The 22,442-nt window shown below is 68.0% G+C and carries 16 protein-coding genes; 5 read left to right on the top strand and 11 right to left on the bottom strand.

Annotated elements, in window-relative coordinates; genetic code table 11:
• Positions 1 to 99: 99 nt before the first annotated feature.
• The 8 genes from CYFUS_RS24830 to CYFUS_RS24795 form a co-directional block, all read right to left on the bottom strand.
• Positions 100 to 1,017, bottom strand: a complete 918-nt coding sequence (locus CYFUS_RS24830; RefSeq protein ID WP_095987491.1) for a DUF4123 domain-containing protein — start codon at positions 1,015 to 1,017, stop codon at positions 100 to 102.
• Positions 993 to 1,745: a hypothetical protein gene (locus tag CYFUS_RS24825; RefSeq protein WP_095987490.1), complete on the bottom strand. Its 753-nt coding sequence runs from the start codon at positions 1,743 to 1,745 to the stop codon at positions 993 to 995. Before CYFUS_RS24825 ends, CYFUS_RS24830 begins: the two co-directional genes overlap by 25 nt.
• A 23-nt stretch (positions 1,746 to 1,768) precedes the next feature.
• Positions 1,769 to 4,687 (bottom strand): RHS repeat-associated core domain-containing protein, encoded by a 2,919-nt coding sequence (locus CYFUS_RS24820; RefSeq protein ID WP_095987489.1) that lies wholly within the window; start codon positions 4,685 to 4,687, stop codon positions 1,769 to 1,771.
• A 21-nt stretch (positions 4,688 to 4,708) separates the two neighbouring features.
• Positions 4,709 to 5,041, bottom strand: a complete 333-nt coding sequence (locus CYFUS_RS24815) for a PAAR domain-containing protein (RefSeq protein WP_269770277.1) — start codon at positions 5,039 to 5,041, stop codon at positions 4,709 to 4,711.
• A 164-nt stretch (positions 5,042 to 5,205) separates the two neighbouring features.
• The gene (locus CYFUS_RS24810) at positions 5,206 to 7,515 is read right to left on the bottom strand and encodes an AAA family ATPase (RefSeq protein WP_232537750.1); all 2,310 of its coding nucleotides are present in this window, start codon (positions 7,513 to 7,515) and stop codon (positions 5,206 to 5,208) included.
• Complete coding sequence (locus CYFUS_RS24805; RefSeq protein WP_095987487.1) at positions 7,508 to 10,945, bottom strand: AAA family ATPase; 3,438 nt, start codon at positions 10,943 to 10,945, stop codon at positions 7,508 to 7,510. The genes CYFUS_RS24810 and CYFUS_RS24805 overlap by 8 nt, the downstream gene beginning before the upstream one ends.
• Positions 10,942 to 14,292 carry an AAA family ATPase gene (locus CYFUS_RS24800; protein WP_095987486.1) on the bottom strand — a complete coding sequence of 1,117 codons (3,351 nt, stop codon included), beginning with the start codon at positions 14,290 to 14,292 and terminating at the stop codon, positions 10,942 to 10,944. The genes CYFUS_RS24805 and CYFUS_RS24800 overlap by 4 nt, the downstream gene beginning before the upstream one ends.
• 289 nt (positions 14,293 to 14,581) lie before the next feature.
• Positions 14,582 to 15,016, bottom strand: coding sequence for a hypothetical protein (locus CYFUS_RS24795; protein WP_095987485.1), 435 nt, complete (start codon positions 15,014 to 15,016; stop codon positions 14,582 to 14,584).
• A gap of 84 nt (positions 15,017 to 15,100) precedes the next feature.
• Between CYFUS_RS24795 and CYFUS_RS24790 the strand changes: the two genes are divergently transcribed.
• The 5 genes from CYFUS_RS24790 to CYFUS_RS24770 all read left to right on the top strand — a co-directional run bounded on the left by CYFUS_RS24790 (position 15,101) and on the right by CYFUS_RS24770 (position 19,960).
• Positions 15,101 to 15,286 carry a hypothetical protein gene (locus tag CYFUS_RS24790; protein ID WP_095987484.1) on the top strand — a complete coding sequence of 62 codons (186 nt, stop codon included), beginning with the start codon at positions 15,101 to 15,103 and terminating at the stop codon, positions 15,284 to 15,286.
• Complete coding sequence (locus CYFUS_RS24785; RefSeq protein WP_095987483.1) at positions 15,283 to 16,479, top strand: trans-sulfuration enzyme family protein; 1,197 nt, start codon at positions 15,283 to 15,285, stop codon at positions 16,477 to 16,479. The genes CYFUS_RS24790 and CYFUS_RS24785 overlap by 4 nt, the downstream gene beginning before the upstream one ends.
• 133 nt (positions 16,480 to 16,612) lie before the next feature.
• Positions 16,613 to 18,553: a M4 family metallopeptidase gene (locus CYFUS_RS24780; protein ID WP_095987482.1), complete on the top strand. Its 1,941-nt coding sequence runs from the start codon at positions 16,613 to 16,615 to the stop codon at positions 18,551 to 18,553.
• A gap of 163 nt (positions 18,554 to 18,716) precedes the next feature.
• On the top strand, positions 18,717 to 19,190 hold the full coding sequence (locus tag CYFUS_RS24775) for a hypothetical protein (RefSeq protein WP_095987481.1): 474 nt from the start codon (positions 18,717 to 18,719) through the stop codon (positions 19,188 to 19,190).
• A 74-nt stretch (positions 19,191 to 19,264) separates the two neighbouring features.
• Positions 19,265 to 19,960: a polymer-forming cytoskeletal protein gene (locus tag CYFUS_RS24770; RefSeq protein ID WP_095987480.1), complete on the top strand. Its 696-nt coding sequence runs from the start codon at positions 19,265 to 19,267 to the stop codon at positions 19,958 to 19,960.
• A 48-nt stretch (positions 19,961 to 20,008) separates the two neighbouring features.
• On the opposite strand, the gene CYFUS_RS24765 is transcribed toward CYFUS_RS24770, so the two are convergent.
• The 3 genes from CYFUS_RS24765 to CYFUS_RS24755 form a co-directional block, all read right to left on the bottom strand.
• On the bottom strand, positions 20,009 to 21,331 hold the full coding sequence (locus CYFUS_RS24765) for a cell wall protein YJL171C/Tos1 domain-containing protein (protein WP_198316756.1): 1,323 nt from the start codon (positions 21,329 to 21,331) through the stop codon (positions 20,009 to 20,011).
• A 189-nt stretch (positions 21,332 to 21,520) separates the two neighbouring features.
• The gene (locus CYFUS_RS24760; protein ID WP_095987478.1) at positions 21,521 to 21,877 is read right to left on the bottom strand and encodes an antibiotic biosynthesis monooxygenase family protein; all 357 of its coding nucleotides are present in this window, start codon (positions 21,875 to 21,877) and stop codon (positions 21,521 to 21,523) included.
• A 39-nt stretch (positions 21,878 to 21,916) separates the two neighbouring features.
• On the bottom strand, positions 21,917 to 22,426 hold the full coding sequence (locus CYFUS_RS24755; RefSeq protein WP_095987477.1) for a MarR family winged helix-turn-helix transcriptional regulator: 510 nt from the start codon (positions 22,424 to 22,426) through the stop codon (positions 21,917 to 21,919).
• Positions 22,427 to 22,442 lie beyond the last annotated feature (16 nt).

Here is a 22,442-nt window from a genome sequence, read left to right as displayed (position 1 = left end):
TCTTATACCAGTAAAACGTGGATTGGCCTCGAGGTCTGGAATTGGACACCGATGGCTTCCCTGCCACGAAAAGACGCGAGCGGGCCCCTCCAGCACGGTCTATGCCGGGCTCTCGTCGAGCGGAACGAGCTCCCGGTGGAGCGCCTGCTCCTTCAAGGCGAAGCGGAGCAGGCTCGTGCCGTCATCCCCCTCCGCCCAGTAGGCCCGGACTCCCTCGAAGAGCGCCTGGTTCTGTTCGGGCCAGCTCGTGGGGAGGAAGACCCGGAGGACCCGCGGATCGTAGAAGCGGAAGTAGAGATCCCGGCTCACGGAGTCCTTCACCATGAGGAACTTGCGGAGGTGGCGCCGCACGTCCTTGAAGGGCCGTTGGCTGGACAGGAAGATCCCCCAGTTCCTCCCCCACCCTTCCTGGACCAGCGACCGCAACAGTCGCGAGTCCCCGGGCAGATGGACCACGTAGGGCGCGATCTCCGCCATCGCCTCGCCCTGGGCTCCCTCATAGAGGGAGCGATACTCCTCCACCGACTCGCGGAGCAGGACGGGGATCCGCTCGTCCCGCGCCGCATCCAGCACCGCGAAGAGAGGCTCGGTCAGCCCGGAGAGCACCTCCAACGCGCGAGCCTTGCGCGCCAACCGCTCGGCGGATTCGGGGCCAGCGGGCGGAGGCGGTGGGGTGTTGCACTCGAAGTACACGGAGAAGTCGGTCTGGCCCGCGCGCACCCAGGCTCCGTGGGAGACCTCGGCTTCATCCACGCGCTGCCCGTCCAGCAGCGTGTCCGCTCCGCTTGCCAGATGCTTCAAGCGGCACGTCGCTCCGTCCCAGGCCAGCTCGAAGTGCGGAGCGGACACGCCGGTGTCGTCGGCAACCACCAGCTGCGCCGGCTCCGCGCGGCCGACACGCAGCACCCGCCCCGGCTCGACCACCGCCTTGCGGCCCGCGTTCGCGCCCCAGCGCACCTCGACGATGAGTCTCTGTCCGGCGTTCGCCACCATCACGCCCGCGATGGATCCGTGCACCAGGTCACGAACTCGTGTGCCAGCTCTTCCTTCCAACGCCTGCGGGACTCGACCTCCCCCTTGGCCGAGAAGAACCCCATGTTGTCGAAGACCAGTTGTCCCTCGAGGGGAACGATCAGGACCAGCTCCTGCCCGGCCGGCAGGCCATGCGGTGCGGCTTCCACACTCGAGAAGAACAGCATCCCCTGCTGCCGGGTCGAGCCGTCATAGTTGAGGACAGAGAGGCCGATCAGGGGTTGATCGAGCACTGGAGGCTCCTGGAGGCGCGCACCCACGACGCAGGAGTACACGGGCTTCTGCTCGCGCAAGACGCGGATGTTCGGAGTGGCGGGAACCAGCTCGTTGCCCAACAAGACTTTCTGGACCTTATGGAGAGGACGCGCGGTTCGGACCAGCAGATAGCTTCCCGGAGGAAGCGACCAGGGGATCTCCAGACCCCGGCTCACGGCACTGCCTCGAAGCCAGTCGAGGTAGGCCTGCGGAAGTTTCTGGCCGGCTTCCGGTTGCGCACGAACGAACCGGCCTGAAGACAGGGGCTCCACGCCCCAGGCATCGTCCGGCGAAAAGGGCTGCTCCAAACGGAAGAGCGGGGCCTCGTGGTAGCCCAGGTGGTGGATCTGTGTCCGGGGATCGACGGTCAAGCCAAAGGGGCTGGTCAGCCGGTTCACGTCCAGACGGGCAACCTGCCGGGAAAGGCTCTCGAACTTCACTTCCATGTTCTCGGTCATGCGCGCTTCCTTTCAACGAGGCGCTAGAGCTTCGGAGAGAAATGCATCAGGTGCAGGCTTCCATCCGGAAGCCGGCACACCCTCCAGGTCACCTGATTGAACACGACGGGCTGGGCAGGTTGGCCATACTCCGAATTGAATCCGGTGCGCTGCTGGGAGATTGTGTGCTCGCCGCCCGCCGTGGTGATGCCATCGGGTGGCAGCGCATCGATATCCGTCTTGTTGGCATTCATGATGTCCCGAAGGTCCCTTTCTGCCTGGCTGCCCGAGCGATAGGTCGTTGTATTCGCCTTATTGGGGCGGTTTTGAGCAAGCGTCGCGGGGTTCTCGTTGTTCAGAGGAACGTGATCGCCAGCATGACCCACGTTCTTGCCCGGCCCCTGCCTGCCTTCGGAATTCACGAACACCTCCTTGGCGTCCGCCCTACTGTAGGTCTTCGGCGGAGGAGGTTGCGGCGGACTCGGGGGGGCGGCCGGTTGTGGAGTCTCCGGGGGCGGCGCCTCGCGAGGCGCGTTCCGACTCTGCTTCCATTGTGTGTACTTGCCCGCGATATACCGCCCTGCACCCGCCGTGACAGCGCCCAGTCCCACGGACCAGCCAAAGGCCGACCAACTCCACTCCGCCCCCGGATTGGTGATCCAGTCGCCGATGTATCCGAGGGCGCCGCTCGCGGCCCCCGCGCCCATGAAGGCCAACACGCCCGCCGTCGCGGGCAGGAAGGCGAAGGGCAATGAAGCAACGGCACCGATCAGCGCGCCCCGGCCCATCTCCTTGAGAATGCAGAGGAAGCAGAAGTCCGTCTGGTTGAGCGCCTCGTTCAGACCGAAGCCCACGGCGCCCGCGGCAGCACCTCCCAATACGACCGCAGCTGCCGTCACGGCCAGGGCCGGCAATGACACCGGTGCCGTCAGGATGACCGCAGCCGTGACGGCGATACCGACCACGGCACCTGCCACCGCCGAGGCGACCCCACTCCAGCTCCAAAGCCCCTGCGGATCCGCCGAGTTGATCGGATCGTTGTTGGCGTAGCTGTAGAAATGGAGCCCACCCAGGTACGTGGTGGGATCTTCTGTGAGGTAGCGCCCCAGCAGCGGCGAGTAGTACCGGAAGCGGTTGTACTGCAGCCCCGTCTCTTCATCGTGGTACTGGCCAGGAAGACGGAGGGGGTTGGAGATCCGGTCCACCAGGACCGACGCCTGGCCATAGGCGCTGTACTCCGCGGCCCAGACGACGGAGCCGACCTCGTTCGTGAGGCGGATCGGAGCGCCCCGGTGATCCGTGTGGTAGGAGTAGACGCGGCCATCCACACGCATGGCCAGGGGCGTATACGTCCCCGGGATGTAGAGGAAGTCACGGGTGAGGGTCCGACCACCGGACTTCTCCACCTCACCGATGAGCGTCTCACCCGCCCAGACGTAGCGGACCTCCGCCGTCGCTGTGCGCTTCCAGATGCGGCGCCCGAGCGCGTCGTATCCGAAGGAGACCCTCTTCCCTCCGGGACCGCGCGCCTCCACGAGCAGGTTGCGAAGGTTGTATCGGTAGATCCACTCGCCCTCGGCGGAGCGCAGGGACACGAGGTTTCCGCGTGCATCGTAGCGACACCAGGTGTCCCCCTGCTGGATCAGCCGATCGAGGGAATCAAAGGTGGCGCGCTGCTCGTTCCAACGCACACGGTTCCCCGCGTGATCGTATGCGAAGCCCTCTCTCTGGCTGGGGTTCTCGGAATCGACCTCGAGAAGCTGCCCTTCGGCATCGTAGGTGAACCGCCGGCTCCCGAAGTGAGAATCCTTGCACGATCGCAGCCGGGCCTCGGCGTCATACTCGCATGTATACGAGAAGAGATCCCGAGCCGTGGCGAAGTTGGAGCGCCGGGTCACCACCGAGACGGGCCGCCCGAGCTGTGATTGCCGGATGACGGTGGTCAGATCATTGGGACCGGAGAGCTCGATCGTCCGCTCATCCGCGCCATATCCAAAGCGGTAGAACTCCCCCGTCCAGGTGCGGATGCTCGAAGGACGATGGTCTGCATCCTGGGTGAACTCGACCTGCTCGCCAGAGGGATACGTCAGCCCCGTCAGTGCACCCGACTCGTCATAGGCATACCGGACGACGAGCCCATCCTGGTGCTCCTCGAGGACACGGCCCTTGTCGTCGTACACATACTTGACGGTGGAATCCGCGGCGGACGCCTCGACGAGCCTGCCCCCCGCATAGACGCGCGAGAGCCTCTCTCCATCGCCGTAGGTGATGACGACGGGCTGATCCTGGTCGTCGTATTCGACGTGGGCCAGCAGCTCGGAGCCGGTGAGGATCCGCTCGACGAGCCCACGGGAGTTGTACACATACGACTCGTGCGAGCCGTCCGCGCGGATGACACGATCAGGGCGGCTCCACCGGCCATACTCGAAGCGTGTCTGGTGGCCATTCCCATTCCAGATGGATTCGAGCAATCCCCCCGGGCCGTACTCGTATTCCACCTCGGCGCCGAGCCGGTTGACCACGACCGAGATCAACTCCGGCGTCTTGTACTCGTAGCTGCGCCGGGTCCCATCGGGGTAGATGAGCTCGTTGAGCAGCCCCTGCTTGTCGTAGCCCACGTCGAAGAGCTTGTGGGAGCCATGCGCTGCGCTGGAGAGCAGGCCTCGCGAGTCATAGGCCAGACCGAGGCGCAGGCCCTTGGGATCGGTCAGGGCGAGCAGCTTTCCCTGGGAGTCGTTCTCCAGCCGCCACCGGCGCCCCAGGGGGCTCGTCACACCATTGACGAACCCATGCCCGTCCAACGTGTAACGGGCCTGGTTGCCCTTGGCATCCGCCACCAGCACATCCCCGGTCGCGGACTCCACGGAGGAGCTCAGCGCGGACGATTGGAACGACCGGGCCAAGGACTCGGCCAGGAAGTGCTTGCGCAGCGTGGACAACTGCGTGTCATGGATTCTCAGCATGCCGATGGTCCTGGTGAACGATCACGACCCGGCCTTCGTCACGAAGGGAGCGCCCCCTGACGACGCATCCGCCATGCACTTGGATTGAGCGGGAACGCCGATGAGCACCGTCGGACAGCCCGCGACCACCACTCCGCCATGCGAGGTGGGATCTCCCAACCGCGCCGCGGGCTTGCCGCCGATGATCACCGTCGATTCGCCCTGGGAGATGGAGTCCGGAGGCCCCACGCACACGGCCATGTCACCCACTCGCGCCGCGGGCATGTAGCCGATGAGCACCGTTGGCTCACCCACCGACACGGGCCCTCCCACATGTGGCACCGGGCCCGGCTCCGATTTCGGGCAGGTATGCATGTCACTGATTCGAGCAGCTGGAGGCATGGGGTGCTCTATCCTCGGCGGGTCCGTCTCGTCGGAGCATAGCCACAGCACCTGATGGCGCACCACCCTCAACAGCCGCTCCACCTCCCCTTGCGTGGGTGGCGGCAACGCCTCGAAGCGCGCGCCTCCCTCCCCCGCTAAGTGACGGGTTGGTCGAGAAGCGTGGCGAGGGCGCGGTACTCGGGCCGCAATCCGCGCTCGGCCGCGCTGCCGGCCACGACCACGGGCAGCAGCACGCCCTCCAGCTCCGGATGGGCCGCGAGCCGCACGGCGATGGGCGCCATCACCTTCGCCTCGATGAGCCGCTTCAAGGGCCGGGCCCCCAACTGGGGCTCATACCCGTGCCGGGCCAGCCATGCCCGCGCATCCGGCTCCACCACCAGCTTCAGCCCGCGCCGCAAGAGGCCCGCCCGTGACGCCGCCTTCTCCAGCTCCAGGTCCACAATGCGCAGCACGTCCGCCTCCGACAAGCGACGGAACGGGATGATGTGATCGATGCGGTTGAACAGCTCCGGCCGGAAGGCCTGGCGGATGGCCCGCGTGAAGTCCTCCGCGCCCCGCTCCGCCCCGAACCCCGCCGGCTCCGAGTGCACCACGCCGAGATTGCTCGTCATGCACACCACCGTCATCCGGAAGTCCACCAGGCGCCCCAGCCCATCCGTCAGTCTCCCCTCCCCCAGGATGCCCAGGAGCAGATCGAAGACCTCCGGGTGCGCCTTCTCCAGCTCGTCGAAGAGCACGAGCGACAGGGGCTGCTGCCGCACCCGCTCGGCGAGGCTGGTGATGCCCGGGCCCACCTCCATCAACCGCTGGGCCGAGCCGGGCAGCATGTACTCGGACATGTCCAGGCGGATCATCCGCTGCTCGTCGCCGAAGAGCGTGCGCGCCAGTTGCTTGGACAGCTCCGTCTTCCCCACCCCCGTGGGTCCGGCGAACAGCAGCGTGCCCACGGGCTTGTCCGGATCATTCAGCCCGGCCTTGAACCGCGCGAGCACTCCGGCGGCCAGCTCACACGCCCGCTCCTGACCGATGACGCCCTTCTGGAGCTGCGCCGCGAGCGTCTGGCGCTCGGCGGGGACCTCGTCGCTGATGAGCTGGAGCGGCAGGCCCGAGTAGCGCGCGTAGGCCGCGGAGGCATCGCGCGGGTAGAGCGTCCGGGACTGGCCGCGCTCGCCCTGCTGTTCCAGCCAATCGAGGAAGCGGAACGCCTTGCCCGGAAACAGGCTGTCGCGCTGGAACGTGTCCAGGTGGGCCACGAGCTGCCGCAGCCCCACGGGGTGGATGCTCACCCGGCTGCGCCGCACGGATTGGTAGCGCTGCATGAGCTCGGGCATCCGCGCGGCCGGGGGCGGCTCGATGCGCAGGACGCGGAAGGGCCGCAGCGCCTCGGGGAAGCGCCGCTGGCAGCGCTCGAGCTCGGCCTCGGTGCACTCGGCGATGAGGGAGATCTCCCCGCTCATCGCCGCCGGCAGGAGCAGATCTCCAATCGATGAGCCATCCGGCTGGGGCGCGAGCAGGGACGTGAGCCGATCCACGAAGAGGTAGTCCTCCTCGTGTGACAGCGCGTCGATGAGCTTCAAGCAGCGCTCCTGCCACATCCCCAGGTACACCATGCCCGCGACAATGCGCTCGGCGCTGGTGCGCCAGATGTCGGGCAGATGCACCGTCTTGTCCTCGCGCCGCCGCTCGGCGATCCGCCGCGCCAGCATCGACACGTGGCTCGTCTTGCCCGTGCCCGTGCCTCCGACGAGCAACAGCGACGGAGGGGGCCGGCGCTGGGCCAGCTCCAACCACTCGCGCATCGCCTCGGCGTCGTACACCAGGGCCGGCTGCCGGCCGCCCAGGGCGCGCGACGTCAGCTCCTCGCCCACCTGCTCGAGCACCTCGGGGGGCGGAGGCCGCCGGGCGCCACCGCGGACCTCGCGCCGCGCACCGAGCGGATCCCACGCCCGGACGTACTCCTCGCCCTCGTGGCGGAAGTCATAGAGGCCCTTGGGTTTCTCCCCGAGCAGCGCGGTGCTCAGCGCGTTCTGCAACACGTCCCGCGCGATGGAGAGATCCTCCACCACGAAGGACCAGTCGAAGCGCGGCACCCGCACGCGCCAGGCGCCGCCCGCCATCCGCCCGTAGACGTAGGTGAGCCGCAGGGGAATGAGCGCCTGGGAGATGACCGACCGCTTCTTGTGCACCGTCTGGGGATGGATCTCCACGGTGATCGTCCGGGCCTCCAGCTCCTCCTCCCAGAGGAAGCGCTCGATCGCGGCGTCATCCTCGCGCAGCAACTGCCGCACCTGGGTCTCCAGCAGCGAGAGGACCTCGGGCTCGCTCGTGCCGTAGGCGGAGGGAGGCGGCTTGTCGAAGAAGCTGTCCCAGACGGGCAGGAGCTGCCCCGTGAGCCGGCCATCATGGTGGGTGGTGAAGTAGACGCGCAGGCTCTTGTCACTCATGGCGCCCTCCCCGCTCGGGGTCCGCCGGATTCTGGCTCATCCGCAACCGCCACAGCACGGGCAGGGCCTCGGCGGGAGAGCGCACCCGGTGGGTGCCGCTGTAGGTGAGCAGGTAGTCGTCCAGCTCCAGCTCCGCCAATCCCTGACGCGTGGGAGGCTCGAAGCGGTAGGCCCGGACCACGGGCATGGCGGCCTCGGGATCCTCGGGCAGGGGGCGCACACCTTCCTGCCGCGCCTGGTGGAAGGCCTGGAGCCGGGCGCCATGTCCCGCGAGCAGCACCGCGGGCGCGGGGGCCTGGGCGTCATGGACGCGCACCTTCACGATCTCCGGCAGCCGCCCCGAGGATTGCCAGACGTGCAGCCCGCTCTCACCCTCGAGGAAGGGACGGATGCCCGGACCCACCAGCTTGATGGCGGCGTGCACCGGCTCCACGGTGGAGGCGTGCAGGAACTCCCGGAGCTGGCGCAAGCCCCCGGACACCACGGCGCCTCCGGGCAGGTGCGCGGCGAAGGACTCGATCGCCCCGCGCGAGTGGGCGTAGGCCGTGCACAACCACCGGGTGAGCAGCGAGCCGGAGGCCGCGCCCCGGCGCCACTGTCCCAGCGGAAGCAGCTCCAGCAGCACGGTGTGCTGATCCGGCCGGGCGAGTCCCCGGAGGACGCGTTGGAGGAAGTACACCTCGGCCAGCGCATCGAGCAGTTGCTCGCGGGTCGCGGTCCGCACCGGGGCGAGCGCCCGGCGATCGAAGAGGTTGAACTGCTGCGCCTCGATCATCTCCCGGGCCTCTTCCTCGGGCGCGCGGGCGAGCGACTCGAGCTGGGTGGCGAAGTGCTCCAGGTACAGGCGCATGGCGTCGAGCGTGTAGAGCGACTCGGCGTGTTCGCGCTCACCGGCCTGCAACCGCTCCAGGTGGAAGCGGACCTGCTCGGACAGGGCACCGAGCGCCTCGCTCTCGCGCATGGCGCGCACGGCCTCGTGGGCCTCGAGCAGCTTCTCGCGCAAGCCCGAGATGGGTAGCTCCAGGAGGGGCTCCAGCGCGAAGCCCTCGGCCACGGGCTCGCGGGGGATGAGCGCGTCGGCCTGGACCTCGAAGCGCTCCTCGCGGGTGTAGAGCTGGAACAGGCGCAAGAGGGACTGGGGACCGCGGATGATGGCGTCGGAGAGCACCTGGCCCACGTGCTCCTCCAGGTAGCGCTTGAGGGGCCGCGCGCCCAGGCGGGCATCGAAGGCCTCCTCCACGATGCGCCGCTTCACCGCGTCGTCCGCGGACACGAAGATGTTGCGCGAGGTGAGCCCCTGCCTCGCGAGCAGCCGCGCGAGTTCCTTCTCGACGACCTTCTCCCCCACCTCGCGCGAGAGCGGCGAGAAGTGGACGATGCGATCGATGCGGTTGAAGAGCTCGGGGGGGAAGAAGTCGCGCACGGCCCGGTCCGCCTCGAGCGCGAAGGTGCGCGCGTCCGGCTCTCCGATGCCCACGGGCGGCTTGCGCCGGGCGCCCAGGTTGCTCGTCATCACGATGACGGTATGCGTGAAGTCCGCCGTGTCGCCCGAGGCGTCCGTCAGGCGGCCCTCGTCGAAGAGCTGCAGGAGCAGGTAGAGCAGCGAGGAGTGGGCCTTCTCGATCTCATCCAACAACACGAGCGAGAAGGGCTGCTCGCGGATGAGCCGGGTCAGATGGCCCTCGGGTCGCCACGGATCCCCGGTGAGCCGGGCGACGGCGTCCGGCGTCTGGAACTCGGCCATGTCGAGCCGGATCATCCGCGAGGCGTCGCCGTACAGGTAGCTGGCCAGCGCGCGCGCGAGCTCCGTCTTGCCCGTGCCGGTGGGGCCGGTGAAGAGATAGACGCCGTAGGGCCTGAGGGGATCGGTGAGCCCGGCATGGATGCGCGCGACGAGATCGCACGCCTCGCGCACGGCGTCCGGTTGGCCCATCACCTTGCGCGAGAGGGCCTCGTGAACCTCCTCGGGCGCCAGGGGCTCCCGGGCGCTGAGCAGGGTGGACGGCAGCCCCGTGCGGCCCGCCAGGTGCGTGAAGAGCTCCTCCACGCCGAGCGTCCGACCCTCGCGCTGGGAGCCCGTGGCCAGCTCGCGCAGCAGATCCAACGCCTTGCCCGGCAGCGCGGCGCCGGGGAACAGGGACGAGGCCTGTTCGAGCAGCACGGGGAACAACAGGGGATGCCAGGACAGCGCGTGTTTGGACTCCAGCTCGCGCGCCTCGTGCAGCAACATGCGCAGCGTCTCGTCGGCGCTCGTCGGGCGCACGTGCACCTGGGTGAAGAGCGCGGCGAAGGATGGCGCGTCCGACTCCAGCCGCTGGAGCTGCTCGGGCGTCACCGCGCCCACCAGGGTGATCTCTCCCCGAGCGAGCGCCCCCTGGAAGAACAGCGCGAGGTGGGTGTCACTGTCCCGCGTGCGGCCCAGGAGGCCAAAGGACTGGAGATCCTCGACGAAGAGGATGCGGCGCCCTCCCCTGGCGTCCTCGAGCACCTGGAGGCAGCGCTGCTCCCAATCCCCGACGTAGCTCATACCGGCGATGATCCGCTTGCCGGCGATCGTCCACACCTCGGTCACCTTGTCGAGGTTGCGATGGGCCTGGAAGCCATCGGCGTCGAGCTGATCGGCGACGAAGTGCTTGAGCAGGGTCCGCTTGCCACACCCCGGGGGCCCGACAAGCAACACCGGCGTGCGCCGCTCTCCACCGAGCAGCAACTGCAATTGCTCGCGATAGGGCACACGGGGCATGCCGATCGCCAACGAGCCCTCGGCCGCCTGGAGCGTGAGATGGGTGCCCAGGGTGTGGAGCACCCGGGTGCCACTCCCCTTCTTCGGGCGCTTCTTGCCCTTGCCGGGTCGATCCTCCACCTCCAGGTCCGACCAGGGGCCCTTCTTCCCACCGAGCTGGTCGAGCAGTGTCGGAGGCTGGGCGACGAACGAGAACGCCTTGAGGCTGTCCTTGCGGTTGGAGCGCAGCGCTTCGAGCTCCTCGGACTCCAGCCGCGCCCAGGCGTGGGTGAAGTAGAGCTTCGCCTGCTCCTCCAGGGACTGGCCCGCCTCGACGGCGAACCACTCCTGCTGGCGCGCGGGATGGTAGGCGATCAACAGGGGCTCGCTCCGGGTGCGCCAGCGCGGCTCGAGGATCAACGGAAACAGGCCGGACAGCCGGGGCGTATCGGTTCCCGAGCGCATGCGCTTGAAATCCAGCTCCAACTGCACGCGCTCCAGCCGGATGCCGCGAGGCAACTGGAAGCACGCCAGCTCACGTGGGGGCAGCTCTCCCAGGAGGCCGCGCAGATCCTCCACGAGCTTCTGTTGAAGCTTGACCGCGCTCTTTCCCTCACGGCTCCGGGTATACGAACCGAGTCCGAGCGTGGTCCACCGCATGGTCCCCGAGGCACTCCGGCTCTGGTAGACGGCGAGGGTCAGGTTCATGGCGTGGCGGCCCGGAGCACGTCGAGGACGAAGGAGGGAGCGCTCTCGGGATCGAAGCTTCCCGAGCGCTCCAGGTGCAGGAGGTGTTCGAGCAGGAGGTGCTCCCAGTCCTGGAAATACCCCCGGGCACCAAGCGAGACGGTTCGCGCGCCATCGCAAAGGACGACGTCTCCCCCGGGCTGGTACTCACGCACGGCGGGCATCAATCGCAGCTCCTTGAGGGGAACGGGCGCGGGGGGGGCGATGGCGGGCAGCTCCAGCTCCTTCTGGGACAGGTGGGGCCTCATCGCCACGGGTTGGACCGTGAGCAGGACGGGCTCGTCGCGTGGCGTGGGGGGAAAGCGGTGCAGTCCGGCCTCGAGCGCCAGGAACGAGCCGGCATGGGGGCCACTGACCGACAACAACACCTCGTGGAACGCGCGCTCGGGCTCGCCAAGGGCCCGCGACAACGCCTCGACGGAGAGGACCTCGTCGCGCCACCGGCGCTTGTCGTCCTTGTGGTGACGGCTGACGGAGAGGCGGCCGCCGGCCACCCACCCGCGGCGGGGCAACTCCTCGAGCAGCGGCGACAGCCAGGCGTCGAGCGCACGCGTCTCCCCCGCCTCCTGGACAATGAGCGTGATGCCATCGCGCTGGGGCTGCAAGGCGAGCAGCACCGAGGGCAGCATCCGGCGCAAGGCACGCGACTGCTCCCGGGCGTCCTCCACGAAGGTGGAGATGTCCTGCTGCTCGAAGAGGGCCAGCAGCGCCAGCTCCTCGGCGGCCGAGAGCGCCGCGCGCAGCCGCTGGACCTGGGTCCAGAGCAGATCGAGCCGGCTGTGCTCATGGTGCAGTTGCCCGAGGGAGAGGGCCTCGGGACCCCGGTTCGGACGGACCCCTTGCGCGAGCTGGGCCACGAGGAAGCGTACCTGCTCCACGAGCCGCTCCACGGCATCCATCCGGAGGATGGCGTCGAGTTCCCGCCGATCGGCCTGGAGGGCTTCCACCCGCTCCAGTTGATGACGCGTCTGCCTGGGGCTGCCCGGGGACAACGTCACCGAGAGCCCCTGGGGACCGGAGTGGAGGGTGACTTCACCGCCCTGGGCCTCGGGGCCCGCGGCGGAGAGCGTGCGGGCCAGGGGCACGACGAGCTGTTGATCCAGATGCCGGCGCAGCGCTCGTGCACCATGGGCCTCGTGATAGCCGGACGCGGCGAGCGAGGACAGGAGCTCGGGCGGCACCTGGAGATCGAGCCCGCGCTGGAGCAGGCCGCGCCGCTGTCGCAGCTTGTCCACGGTGAGCCGGGCCACCTGCTCCACCTGGGCGGGGGTGAGCGGGTGGAAGGCGATGAGCTGGTCGATGCGGTTGACGAACTCGGGACGGAAGTGTCGGTGCACCTCGCGCAGGTAGTGCTCGGTGTCATCCACCGGCGCGGCGCCAATGCCCATCGGGGAGCGGCGGTGCGCGACGCCGAGGTTGCTCGTCATGATGATGAGGGCATTGTGGAACCAGGCCGTCTGGCCCTGGGTGTCGGTGAGCCGCCCTTCCCCGCAGACCTGGAGCAGCAGATCGAACACGGCGGGATGGGCCTTCTCGATTTCGTCGAGCAGGAGCACGCAGAAGGGCTGCTGGCGCACCCGCCGCGTGAGCAGTCCGGGCCCCCGGGCACTGCCTCGGATGAGCCGCTCGGCGGCCCAGGCGTCCATGAACTCGCTCATGTCGAAGCGGAACATCCGCTCCGGTGAGCCGAAGAGGAACGTGGCGAGCAGCCGCGCGAGCTCCGTCTTCCCGACCCCGGTGGGACCGACGAAGAGGAAGGTGGCCAGCGGCTTGCCCTGGGGTTGGAGCCCCGCCTTCACCATGCACAGCGTCTCCACCACCCGGCGTACCGCCATCTCCTGCCCCACGAGCTGGCGACGGAAGTACGCCTCGACGTCCGTGGCGAGCAGGGCGCGATCCTCGCGCAGGAGGAACTCGGGGACGCCCGTCTTGAGGCTGAAGAGCGAGTACAGCCGCTCCCGGGTGAGCAGGGGCACCTGGCCATCACCCGTGCGCACCTGATGGAGGCTCGCGCGCAGCTCCTCGTACAGCCGCACCGCCTTGCCGGGCATCGCGCCACCGGGGAGATAGCGCTCGGCCAGTTCCACGAGGGGCGCCACCGCGTCCTCGGCCAACTGGGGCCGCGAGGGCTCCGCCTGCCGCTGCCAGGCGGCCCGCGCGCGCAACGCCTCCCGGGTCTGCTTCGTGCTCAGGGGCTCCAGGCGCACGCGCGCGAGCAGGGAGAAGAAGCCCGGGTGCTGGTTCTCCAGGAGGTCGAGTGACTCGGAGGTGAGCTCCCCGAGCAGCCGCACCCTGCCCTCCTCCAGGAAGGGCTTCATCACGCCGGGGATGTTGACGGACTCCGTGGAGTGCTGGGCGAGCAGCTCGCCCAGGTTCTCGAAGAAGAGGACGGCGTCGAGCTCCCGCGCGGCGCGCATCACCCGCAGGACGCGCTCCTGCCACTGGCCGAAGCCAGACATGCCGGCGATGAGCCGTGAGCCGCTCGTCGCATACACCCGCCGCGGGCGGCCCGCCTTGCGCTCGGCGCGCATCCACGCCTGGAGCAGCTCCGTCTTGCCCACCCGTTCCGGACCCACGAGCAACACGCCCTGCCGCTTCTCACCGCCCACGAGGGTGGACAGCAAGGCGAGCTCGGTGTCCCGGCCCAGGAGCGGTGGCCCATGGCGCGCGTCCTCGCGGTCGTGCAGCGGCACGGACACGGAGAGGAGCACTTCATGGGCCTGGTCGCGTTGGAGCTTCTCCTCCAGCTTCTTCCGGGCCTTGAGGGCCTTGTCGCCCGCCTCCTCGCGCCGGAGCGTGAGCGCCAGGGTCTCGAGCGTCACGGTCCGGGGAGGTAGGAGCCGCAGGAAGTCGGGAGCACTCAACTCCCGCGCGGCGAGCAACCGCTCCAAGTCGGCGCGCACGGTCTCGCGCACGTCCTGGGCCGGGCCCACGAAGACGGTGTGATCCAACGCGGGGACGAAGACCCAGGTCTCGGCCGCGAGCGGGACGACGACCGCGGCCAACTCGACGAGCGTGGAGGTGGCGAGCCGCTTGGGGAGATCCGCGCGCGCCACCCGGATCTCCATCATCTCCAGCCGGATCCGCTCGGGAAAGGAGAACCGGGCGAGCTGCTCGGGCTCGATCCGGGCGAGGTGCTCCTCGAGGAACAGCCGCTGCTCCGCGAGGCACGCCTCGAGGGTGGACGCATGGCTCGTCAGGGCGGGCGCGGCCACGGGAAACACCTGGTAGTCGCCATTCCAGAGCTGTTGGCAGAGGAGCGGAGTGGAGAACTCGAGGGTCCCGGATGAGGCGTCGGAAGGGGCCATGCGCCACCCATCCTATGCCGAGCGCATGCTTCCATCAATCCCTATCTTCAATAAATGACAATGATTGCAAAAAAACAATCGCCAAGTTTAAGATGTTTGTATTTATTTATTCAAAAAAACACAAACAAAAAATACCGGATTCCACGCAATCAATTTCAAACAAACACAAGACAATGACATATCAAAAAACATGTCTGCATTTATTGCTCACCAAGACGCTCTATGTGGGCATCGCTCCGAGACACCGTGCATTCGACGAGGGGGGCGGTTGCTCCGTTGGCGCATGGACCTACGGACTGAGCTTGCTGACGGTGAGCCGGTGCCTGGCAAGCCACCGATGGTACCCCCAACCGAGGGGCAGCCATCTTCTGAACCGGGCCTGTGGCTCGACCTGGAGCCGGTAGGGGGCGTCTCCGAAGAAGCCGAACTCCACCCACTCGGGTCCCACGGCCCGAATGGAGAGGATCCCAGGGGTGTAGGGAGCCCCGGCCGAGACGGAGTCCAGGAGCTGGCCCTCGCGCCCCACCAGGTACACGGACAGCAGCTCCTCGAAGGGACAGTCCTGGGTCAACCACACGAGGCAGGAGCCGTCCTCCAGCTCGAGCTGCGCTTCCAGCAGCAGGCCCTCGACGGAGAAGTCGAGCACCCGCCCGTCACGGACCAACCGAGAAGTGCCTCGCTCGGAGTCCACCCCGGCGAGCGAGAACCGCCGCACTTCACGCATGCGTTCGCCCCTCACGGACGGAACTGTACGAGAAGGAACCTGGGCGGAGTAGCGTCACCGCTCCCTGGAGGGAGGAGCCTGACCGTGGACGACACCGAATCATCCCCCTTGCCGTTCCCCACGAGCCTCTGCCACCGCTGCGCGGCACCCCCGAAGTACGTGCGGACGAAGACGTCCACCTTCATCCTCTGCCCCCTGTTGCCGGGCAAGTACCCGCCCCAGCCCGTGCTGCGCTGTCCCCTCTTCAAACCGCGAGGAACACACGAATGACTTCGAAATGGGATGTGCGGACCCGGCTCGTTCGGGCCGACGAGGCCGACGAGGAAGGCGCACCGCTCAACACCCCCCTGGTGCTCTCCACCACCTTCCGCGCCCACCCGGAGGGCGTGGGTTTCTCCGCCGTGGACATGGGGGAGCAGTCGCCCTTCTTCTACGCCCGGTGGTCGACCCCCACCGTACGGACCCTGGAGCGGCGCCTGGCCGACCTCGAGGGCGGCGAGGACGCGCTGTGCTTCGCCAGTGGGATGGCGGCCATCACCGGACTGCTGCTGCACCTGCTCGGGCCCGGCACCCACCTGGTCATCAGTGACGTCTGCTACGCGGGCACGGCCGAGTTCGTCCGCGGGACGCTGCGGCGCTATGGCGTGGACGTCACCCCCGTGGACACCTCGGACCTCGAGCAGGTGCGCGCCGCGCTGCGCCCCAATACCCGGCTCGTCTACCTGGAGTCCCCGTGCAACCCCGTGCTCAAGCTGACCGACATCGAGGCGGTGGCCACGCTCGCGCACGGCGTCGGGGCCCGGGTCGCCGTCGACGCGACCCTCGCGACGCCCATCGGCCTGCAACCCCTGGCGCTCGGGGCCGACTTCGTCCTCCATTCCCTGACCAAGTACATCGGCGGCCACGGTGACGTGCTGGGCGGGGTCGTCGTCGGGAGGCGGGCAGAGCTGGCCGCGCTCCGCCAGGACGCGCTCATCCACCTGGGCGCCGTGCTCAATCCCTTTCCCGCGTGGCTGCTCCTGCGCAGCCTCTCCACCCTGCCCCAGCGCATGGCGGCCCACGAGGCCACGGCCCGCGAGGTGGCCGCCTTCCTGGAGAACCATCCCCGCGTGCACCACGTCCTCTACCCGGGGCTCGACTCCCACCCCCAGGCGGCCCTCGCCCGCCGGCAGTTGCGCAACACCTCCGGCATGATTGCCTTTCAGGCGGAGGATGCCCCGGCGGTGGCGCGCCGCCTCGCCGAGCGGTTGAAGGTCGTCCACTACGCCGTCTCGCTCGGCAAGCCCCACAGCCTCGTCTTCTACCTGCCCACGGACGAGCTGCAGCGCACCTCGTTCCAGCTCTCCCCGGAGCTGCTGGCGCGCTACCGCGCCTGGGCGGGCGACGGCGTCTTCCGGCTGTCGATCGGCCTGGAGGCCCCGGCGGACATCATCGGGGATCTCGAGCAGGCCCTGGCCCCGTGAGCCACTCCAGACGGGAGGATTGCCTGCATCATTTTCCACCTCGTCGGCTCATTTGACCCGAGGGGAACCCACCTGCCCGGTGCGAAACATCCCTTCTGTACTCTTCCAGTACTCTTGAAGGAGAACGCATTCGATGAGCACCCTGCGGCGATTCCGTGGTCTTGCATTCCTGGGCATGCTGGCTGGCCTTTCGGCCTGTGAGAGCGCGGACGAAAGCGCGAAGAGCAACGGCGGCACCGAGCTGGACCCGGCCCCCGGCGTCACGATTTCCAATCTCCAGGTGGTAGGCACCGACCAGAGGCAGGTGCCCACGTTCGCGAATGGAAACTTCGGTCAGATCCGGCTGGGAGTGGAGAAGAGGACCGAGGAAGCCGAAGTGAGAGCGCTGCGCCCGACCCTCACCGCGCTGGCCAAGGTGTTCCGTGTGGACCCCGTGGAGCTTTCCTTCCAGAGGGTTGTCACGGACAACATCGGCGAGCGTCACTTCGTCTATGCGCAGCGCAAGCATGGCCGCGAGGTCGTGGGTGGCACGCTCGTCCTCCACACGAGGAATGACGCCGTCTACGCGGTTCACGGCAACGCTCGCGCCGATCTCGACGCGCCGCGGGACGCGCGTCTCAGCCCCGAAGAGGCCATCGCCGTGGCCAGGCAGGACTCCGCGCAGCTCGCTCAGCTCGAGATCGAGGCGCTTCCGCGGATGGTCTACTGGCCGGCGGGTGAAAAGCTGGAGCTCGTGTACCGGGTGAACGTGGCGGGGCTGCGCCAGGACGGGACGCCCGTGGATGACGACGTCCTCATCAACGCGGTGAGCGGGTCGGTCGTGCAGCGGCTGACGAACATCCACTCGCTCAAGAACCGGCAGGTTCACAACGCCAACTACGGCACCACCCTCCCGGGAACCCTCGTCCGGGCGGAGGGCGGCGCGGCGGTCGCGGACCCCGTGGCCAACACCAACTATGACCAGCTCGGGAGGACCTACGACTGCTACAAGGCTGTCTTCAACCGCGACTCCTACGATAACGCGGGGGCCAGGCTCGTGAGCTCGATCCACTATGGATCCAACTACGCCAACGCGGGCTGGCTGAGCTCGAAACAGCAGATGATTTACGGGGACGGCGATGGCGTGACGTTTGGAAACATGGCCGCCGCGCAGGACGTGACGGCTCATGAAATCACACATGCGGTCACGTCCGCCACTTCCAACCTGAACTACTTCGCCGAGCCGGGTGCCCTGAACGAGTCGATGTCCGACATCATGGGCAGTGTGTGCGAGTGGTACCGAGACGGCAAGGTGGTGAGCGCCAACACCTGGAAGTGCGCGGAGGAGATCTATACGCCCAGCACGCCCGGCGATGCCCTCCGCTACATGAACGACCCCAAGAAGGATGGCCAGTCGCTCGACTACTACGACGCGAGCTACAGCCCGTTCACCGATGTCCATCTGGCCTCGGGGATCCCCAACCTGGCGTTCTATCTGCTGTCTCAGGGCGGCCAACATCCGCGGGGCCGCTCCACCATCACCGTGCCCGGAATCGGCATCGCCAAGGCAGCCCAGATCTTCTACCGGGCCAATACGGTGCTGCTGCTCGGCAAGACCTTCGCCAACTTCACCGACGCGAAGATCGCCACTGAGCAGGCCGCCGCGCAGCTCGGGTACAGCACGGCCGACATCGCCGCCGTGAACGCCGCCTGGCAGGCCGTGGGCGTGAAGTCGAACAAACTCACCTACAGCCAGAGCCTCTCCCTTGGACAGTCGATGCGGTCGTTTGACGGCCGGTTCACGTTCACCTTCCAGTCCGACGGGAACCTGGTCCACAAGGACGCGCAGGGCACTGTGCTGTGGACGTCGAATACCGCTGGCCTGCAGGCGAAGTCGGCTCACATGCAGGCCGACGGCAACTTCGTGCTCTACACCACGACCGAACCGACGGTCGGCGCAGCGGTCTGGGCGACCAACACCGGCGGGCATCCGGGGGGGGGCGCCTTTCTGCTCGTCCAGGACGACGGCAACGTCGTCGTCTATGCCGGGGACGGCGGCACCCCGCTCTGGGCGACCAACACCGGCGGGCGCTAGGGAGCCTTTCTGCTCGTCAGGCGGGTGCTGAGAGGCAGAGGCGGGGGGGCTTCTGCCGGGCGACAGAGCCGGCGTACAGCGGTTGACGCCGGGATGATGAAGCTGAAGGGGCGGTTGCTCTTCCTGGCGCTCCGCCGCCTCATCGCCAAGAGTTGTGACGCCCATGCCGAACGACACTCCCTCGCCGTCCCTGCTCGTGGACGACTCCCTCTGGCCCCTGCTCATCGTCCAGCCACGAGGCGCGGTCCCGCTCGCGCACTTCGAGGAGTATCTCGTGCGGCGGCTCACCTACCTGCGGCGCCCGGAGAAGCACGTCGTCCTCTTCGACATGAGGCACACGCCCATGCTCCCCTCCGAGATCCGCCAGCGTCAATCCGAGTGGCTCAAGCAGCACGCGGCCCTGATCGAGACCCAGGTGCTCGGCCATGCCCTGGTTGTCACCTCTCCCCTGTTGCGGTTGATGCTCTCCACCTTCCACAAGGTCCGGCCGCGCAATGGCCGCCATCTCGTCACGCCCCATCTGAATGACGCGGCGCGCTGGTGCCTCGGCGTGCTCGAGGAGTGCGGCGGCAACCCGCCCACCCGGCGCATCGAGGCTCACTTCGGCCTGACGCCCCAGGGACGCCAGGCGACGTGAGCGTTCCAGCCCGGTGAGGAAATGGTGCGAGATACCGTCCGGCAGCGGAGCCTTCTCACGTATAAGACGACGGCATGATGCTCGATGAAATGGGCCGCGAGGTGTCCTTCGAGGACATCTCGGCCCGCTACCGTGGCCATGATTTGCTGAACTGGTTCCTCGAAACGCGCGACCTCAACGACGAGGCGCCACGCCCCCGCATCATCGAAGGCGGCCTCGACGTCGCCCACGACCTGCGGACCAGCGACGGCCCCTGGGCCTTCATCATCGACGGAGATCTCGTGACGACCGGGGACCTCGTCTTCACGACCGAGGGCGCCGGCACTTGCGCGCTCATCGTGACGGGCAACGTCCGCGCGCGGAACATCGCCTATGGGGGCAGCGCGCGCGTGGCGGTGGACGGCGATATCAAGGCGTCCGGAGTCATCACTGGCAGCTGGGGAAGCGATGGCGCGGTGCTTGGAACCCGTGGAGTTCTCACCGCGCGGGCGCTGCTGCTCGACCCGCACACCCCTGTCTGGGCGAACGCGGGCGGGCCGCGCTCCGTGCCCGAGGCTTTCCGCACCCTCATCGTCGGCGGCAGGGGCTGGCGGGAGTTCGAGCCCGACATCGACGCCAACATGCCCGAGAACGACGAGCAGCTCTTCGTGCCCGAGGTGCTCAAGAACGGCATGCTTGACCTCTACCTGGCCAGGAAGCACGCGGAGCGGGGCGGCAGCCCGTTCCTCCCCGAGGTCGAGCAGGCCCTTCGCGCGAAGAAGGGCCTTTGAACTGCGTCCTCGAAAGTCATTGAATCGGCGGCGCGGCGCCCCCTGCGGTCACTGGGGGACGCGGAGCCCCACGAGCCCGTCGACCACCGAGCGCGAGACCTCGTTCGGAAGCGCCGGCAGGAGGGCGCGGGCCGCGCCGGGGAGGTTGCCCGGGTGGAGGATCATCACCTGCACGACCCGCGACTGCTCGTCGAGGAGGATGGCGAAGTAGCGGTCGTCGAGCGGCCGGCGCCACACCGGCGCATAGGCGCTCGCCCGGTTGTCCGCGTCGATCACCGCGCCACGCTCCATGGCCTTGAGCGCCCGCGCGTCGAGGAGATCGGAGCCGGAATCGAACTGGCCGATGCCACAGCCAGCGATGCCGCACACGGACCCGCCGAGGCTACCGACCTGGAAGGACCTGAGCCCCGTGCTGATGATGTCGCGGTTGCCCCACTGGCTGCCCGACGACTCCGCCACGACCTCGAACACGTTGATCTGACCGCACCCGTCGCCCACGGCCCCGTTGGTGTTCGCGAAGCAGTGACACGGGTGATAGCCCGACCATCCGTCGCGGTTGAGCTCCGAGGGGCTGAAGCCGACCCACGGCGCGTCCTGCTGGCGCTCGTCCTCTCCGGGCTTGATGCAGCTCAGCGGCTTGAGCGTCGGGTCGTCGGAGTAGGGCATGGAGGCGAGCATCACCACGAGCTTGGAACCCGGCCAGCCGTCGTAGTCCAGCGCCGAACCGGGGCAGTACGGGTTGCTCCCCGGACCGCAGGGGAACTTGCGGTCCTGCATGGCGTAGAACGCGCAGTTGTTCCCGAGGTCACCCGTGAACGGCGTCTTGTCTCCGGGCCCGGAGATGTGGAGGTTGTGGAACGTGGTCGGAGCCCGCCGGTCCCAGAACGATTTGATGACCCACTGGCCCGTGGGCTCCGCGACCGGCTGGTAGACGGCGAGCTGCTTGACGCGCATCGGTCCTTCGAGGACCAGCGTCATCTGCTCGTTGTACGGGGACAGGCGGTTGGTCGTCACCTGGTGCTTGGTGCGGCAGCAGTACTCTTTCCCCCCCCAGGGGTAGCTGATCCATCGCGCCTCGACATCACAGCGCGGGTCGCCCTCGCTCGCCTCGATCCGGCGGCCCCAGTAGCCAGTTGCGCCGATATTGGTGAAGGTCATCGTTCCGCCCCGGGTAACGGGCCCCGTGTTTGACGGCACGGGCGGATCGTGAGGGGGAGTGGCGGATGGGTTGCCAGGCTTGGCGGGGGGCGCGTCGTCCGCCTTCGGGTCGGCACTGCATGCCGCGACTGCGAACGCCACGGTGGCCGCGGTGATGAGGAATCGGAATCGCCAACCACTGCCACCAAGTCTGTTACCTGTGACTACGCTCATCTGTGTTGATTTATCATCGATAATCGACTGGATCAAACGAAGACAGGGCGTCACGAACAGAAGCTTCTTGGTGATCTCGTTGCGCCATGACGTCGAGCAGCCCGTGCTAACTTCTTGGATTATGAGCACGGCGCTGGTGCTGCACGCGGCGGGCGCGAGCACCAGGCCGGCACGGAGGCCCCATGCATCCTAGACGTCGCCGGATGGTACGCCCCGCGAATGAGTGGAGACCACTTCGTAGAGGTGCGGTTCGTACTTCTCCACCAGCGCCGCCGCGGCCCGCATGTGCGTCTGGGCCGTCGGGTTGCGCAGCATGGCCTCGAAGTGCTCGCGGCTCGCCCACTGCGCGTAGTTGGTCACCCGGGTGCCATCCACCCCCCGGTGGATGTTCGCCGAGATGAACCCCGGCAGGTATCGCATCACCTCCTCCGTCGCCTCATCCAGTACCTTCACCAGCTCCGCCTGCCGCTCGGGCGCCACGGTGAAGACGTTGATGAGGGTGCACACCCCACTGCCGGGAACGATGCTCGTCGTGGTCGCTTCCATATGATTAGGCTCCTAACTACCTGGGTAAAAAAAAGAGGCTCAGGGCTCCCGCACATGGGGGATGCCGGCGGCGATCTTCGCGAGCAGGGCCGCGAGTTGCTGGCGCTCCTCGGCGGACAGGCCGCTCATCAGGGCGGCGGTGCGGCGGTAGTGGTCCGGGAGCAGGCCCTCCAGCCGCTGGCGCCCCTTGGCGGCCAGGCGCACCATCGACATGCGTCCGTCCCCCGCATGGGCCCTGCGCAAGACGAGGCCCTCCTTCTCCAGCCCGTCCAGCAACCCCGTCATCGTCGCGCGCGTGACGCCCGTCCGCTCGGCCAGCTCGGCGGGACGCAGGCCCTCCTCCTCGCGCTGCAACTGCATGAGGACGATGAAGCGCGCCTGGGACAGCCCATGCCGCGCGAAGTGCGCCGCATAGGCTTGCTCCACATCGTCCGACACCCGCAGCAACGTCAGACACGTCTCCACGGCCGACGCATCCGACCCCGGATAGCGTTCCGCGTCCTTCTGGAAAGCCTCGTGTCCGGGAAGCTGTTTCAGTTCGAGCGCCATCTCGTTAGGAGCCTAA

Source organism: Cystobacter fuscus (assembly GCF_002305875.1).
Taxonomy (GTDB): domain Bacteria; phylum Myxococcota; class Myxococcia; order Myxococcales; family Myxococcaceae; genus Cystobacter; species Cystobacter fuscus_A.
The sequence above is the reverse complement of the archived record's forward strand: the minus strand, read 5'-3'. Positions and strand labels throughout refer to the sequence as shown.

Coding starts and splice junctions, on each gene's coding strand:
- CYFUS_RS24825 (WP_095987490.1), bottom strand. CDS start 1,745: ATGACCGAGAACATGGAAGTGAAGTTCGAGAGCCTTTCCCGGCAGGTT.
- CYFUS_RS24820 (WP_095987489.1), bottom strand. CDS start 4,687: ATGCTGAGAATCCATGACACGCAGTTGTCCACGCTGCGCAAGCACTTC.
- CYFUS_RS24815 (WP_269770277.1), bottom strand. CDS start 5,041: ATGCATACCTGCCCGAAATCGGAGCCGGGCCCGGTGCCACATGTGGGA.
- CYFUS_RS24810 (WP_232537750.1), bottom strand. CDS start 7,515: ATGAGTGACAAGAGCCTGCGCGTCTACTTCACCACCCACCATGATGGC.
- CYFUS_RS24805 (WP_095987487.1), bottom strand. CDS start 10,945: ATGAACCTGACCCTCGCCGTCTACCAGAGCCGGAGTGCCTCGGGGACC.
- CYFUS_RS24800 (WP_095987486.1), bottom strand. CDS start 14,292: ATGGCCCCTTCCGACGCCTCATCCGGGACCCTCGAGTTCTCCACTCCG.
- CYFUS_RS24795 (WP_095987485.1), bottom strand. CDS start 15,016: ATGCGTGAAGTGCGGCGGTTCTCGCTCGCCGGGGTGGACTCCGAGCGA.
- CYFUS_RS24785 (WP_095987483.1), top strand. CDS start 15,283: ATGACTTCGAAATGGGATGTGCGGACCCGGCTCGTTCGGGCCGACGAG.
- CYFUS_RS24780 (WP_095987482.1), top strand. CDS start 16,613: ATGAGCACCCTGCGGCGATTCCGTGGTCTTGCATTCCTGGGCATGCTG.
- CYFUS_RS24775 (WP_095987481.1), top strand. CDS start 18,717: ATGCCGAACGACACTCCCTCGCCGTCCCTGCTCGTGGACGACTCCCTC.
- CYFUS_RS24770 (WP_095987480.1), top strand. CDS start 19,265: ATGATGCTCGATGAAATGGGCCGCGAGGTGTCCTTCGAGGACATCTCG.
- CYFUS_RS24765 (WP_198316756.1), bottom strand. CDS start 21,331: ATGAGCGTAGTCACAGGTAACAGACTTGGTGGCAGTGGTTGGCGATTC.
- CYFUS_RS24760 (WP_095987478.1), bottom strand. CDS start 21,877: ATGGAAGCGACCACGACGAGCATCGTTCCCGGCAGTGGGGTGTGCACC.
- CYFUS_RS24755 (WP_095987477.1), bottom strand. CDS start 22,426: ATGGCGCTCGAACTGAAACAGCTTCCCGGACACGAGGCTTTCCAGAAG.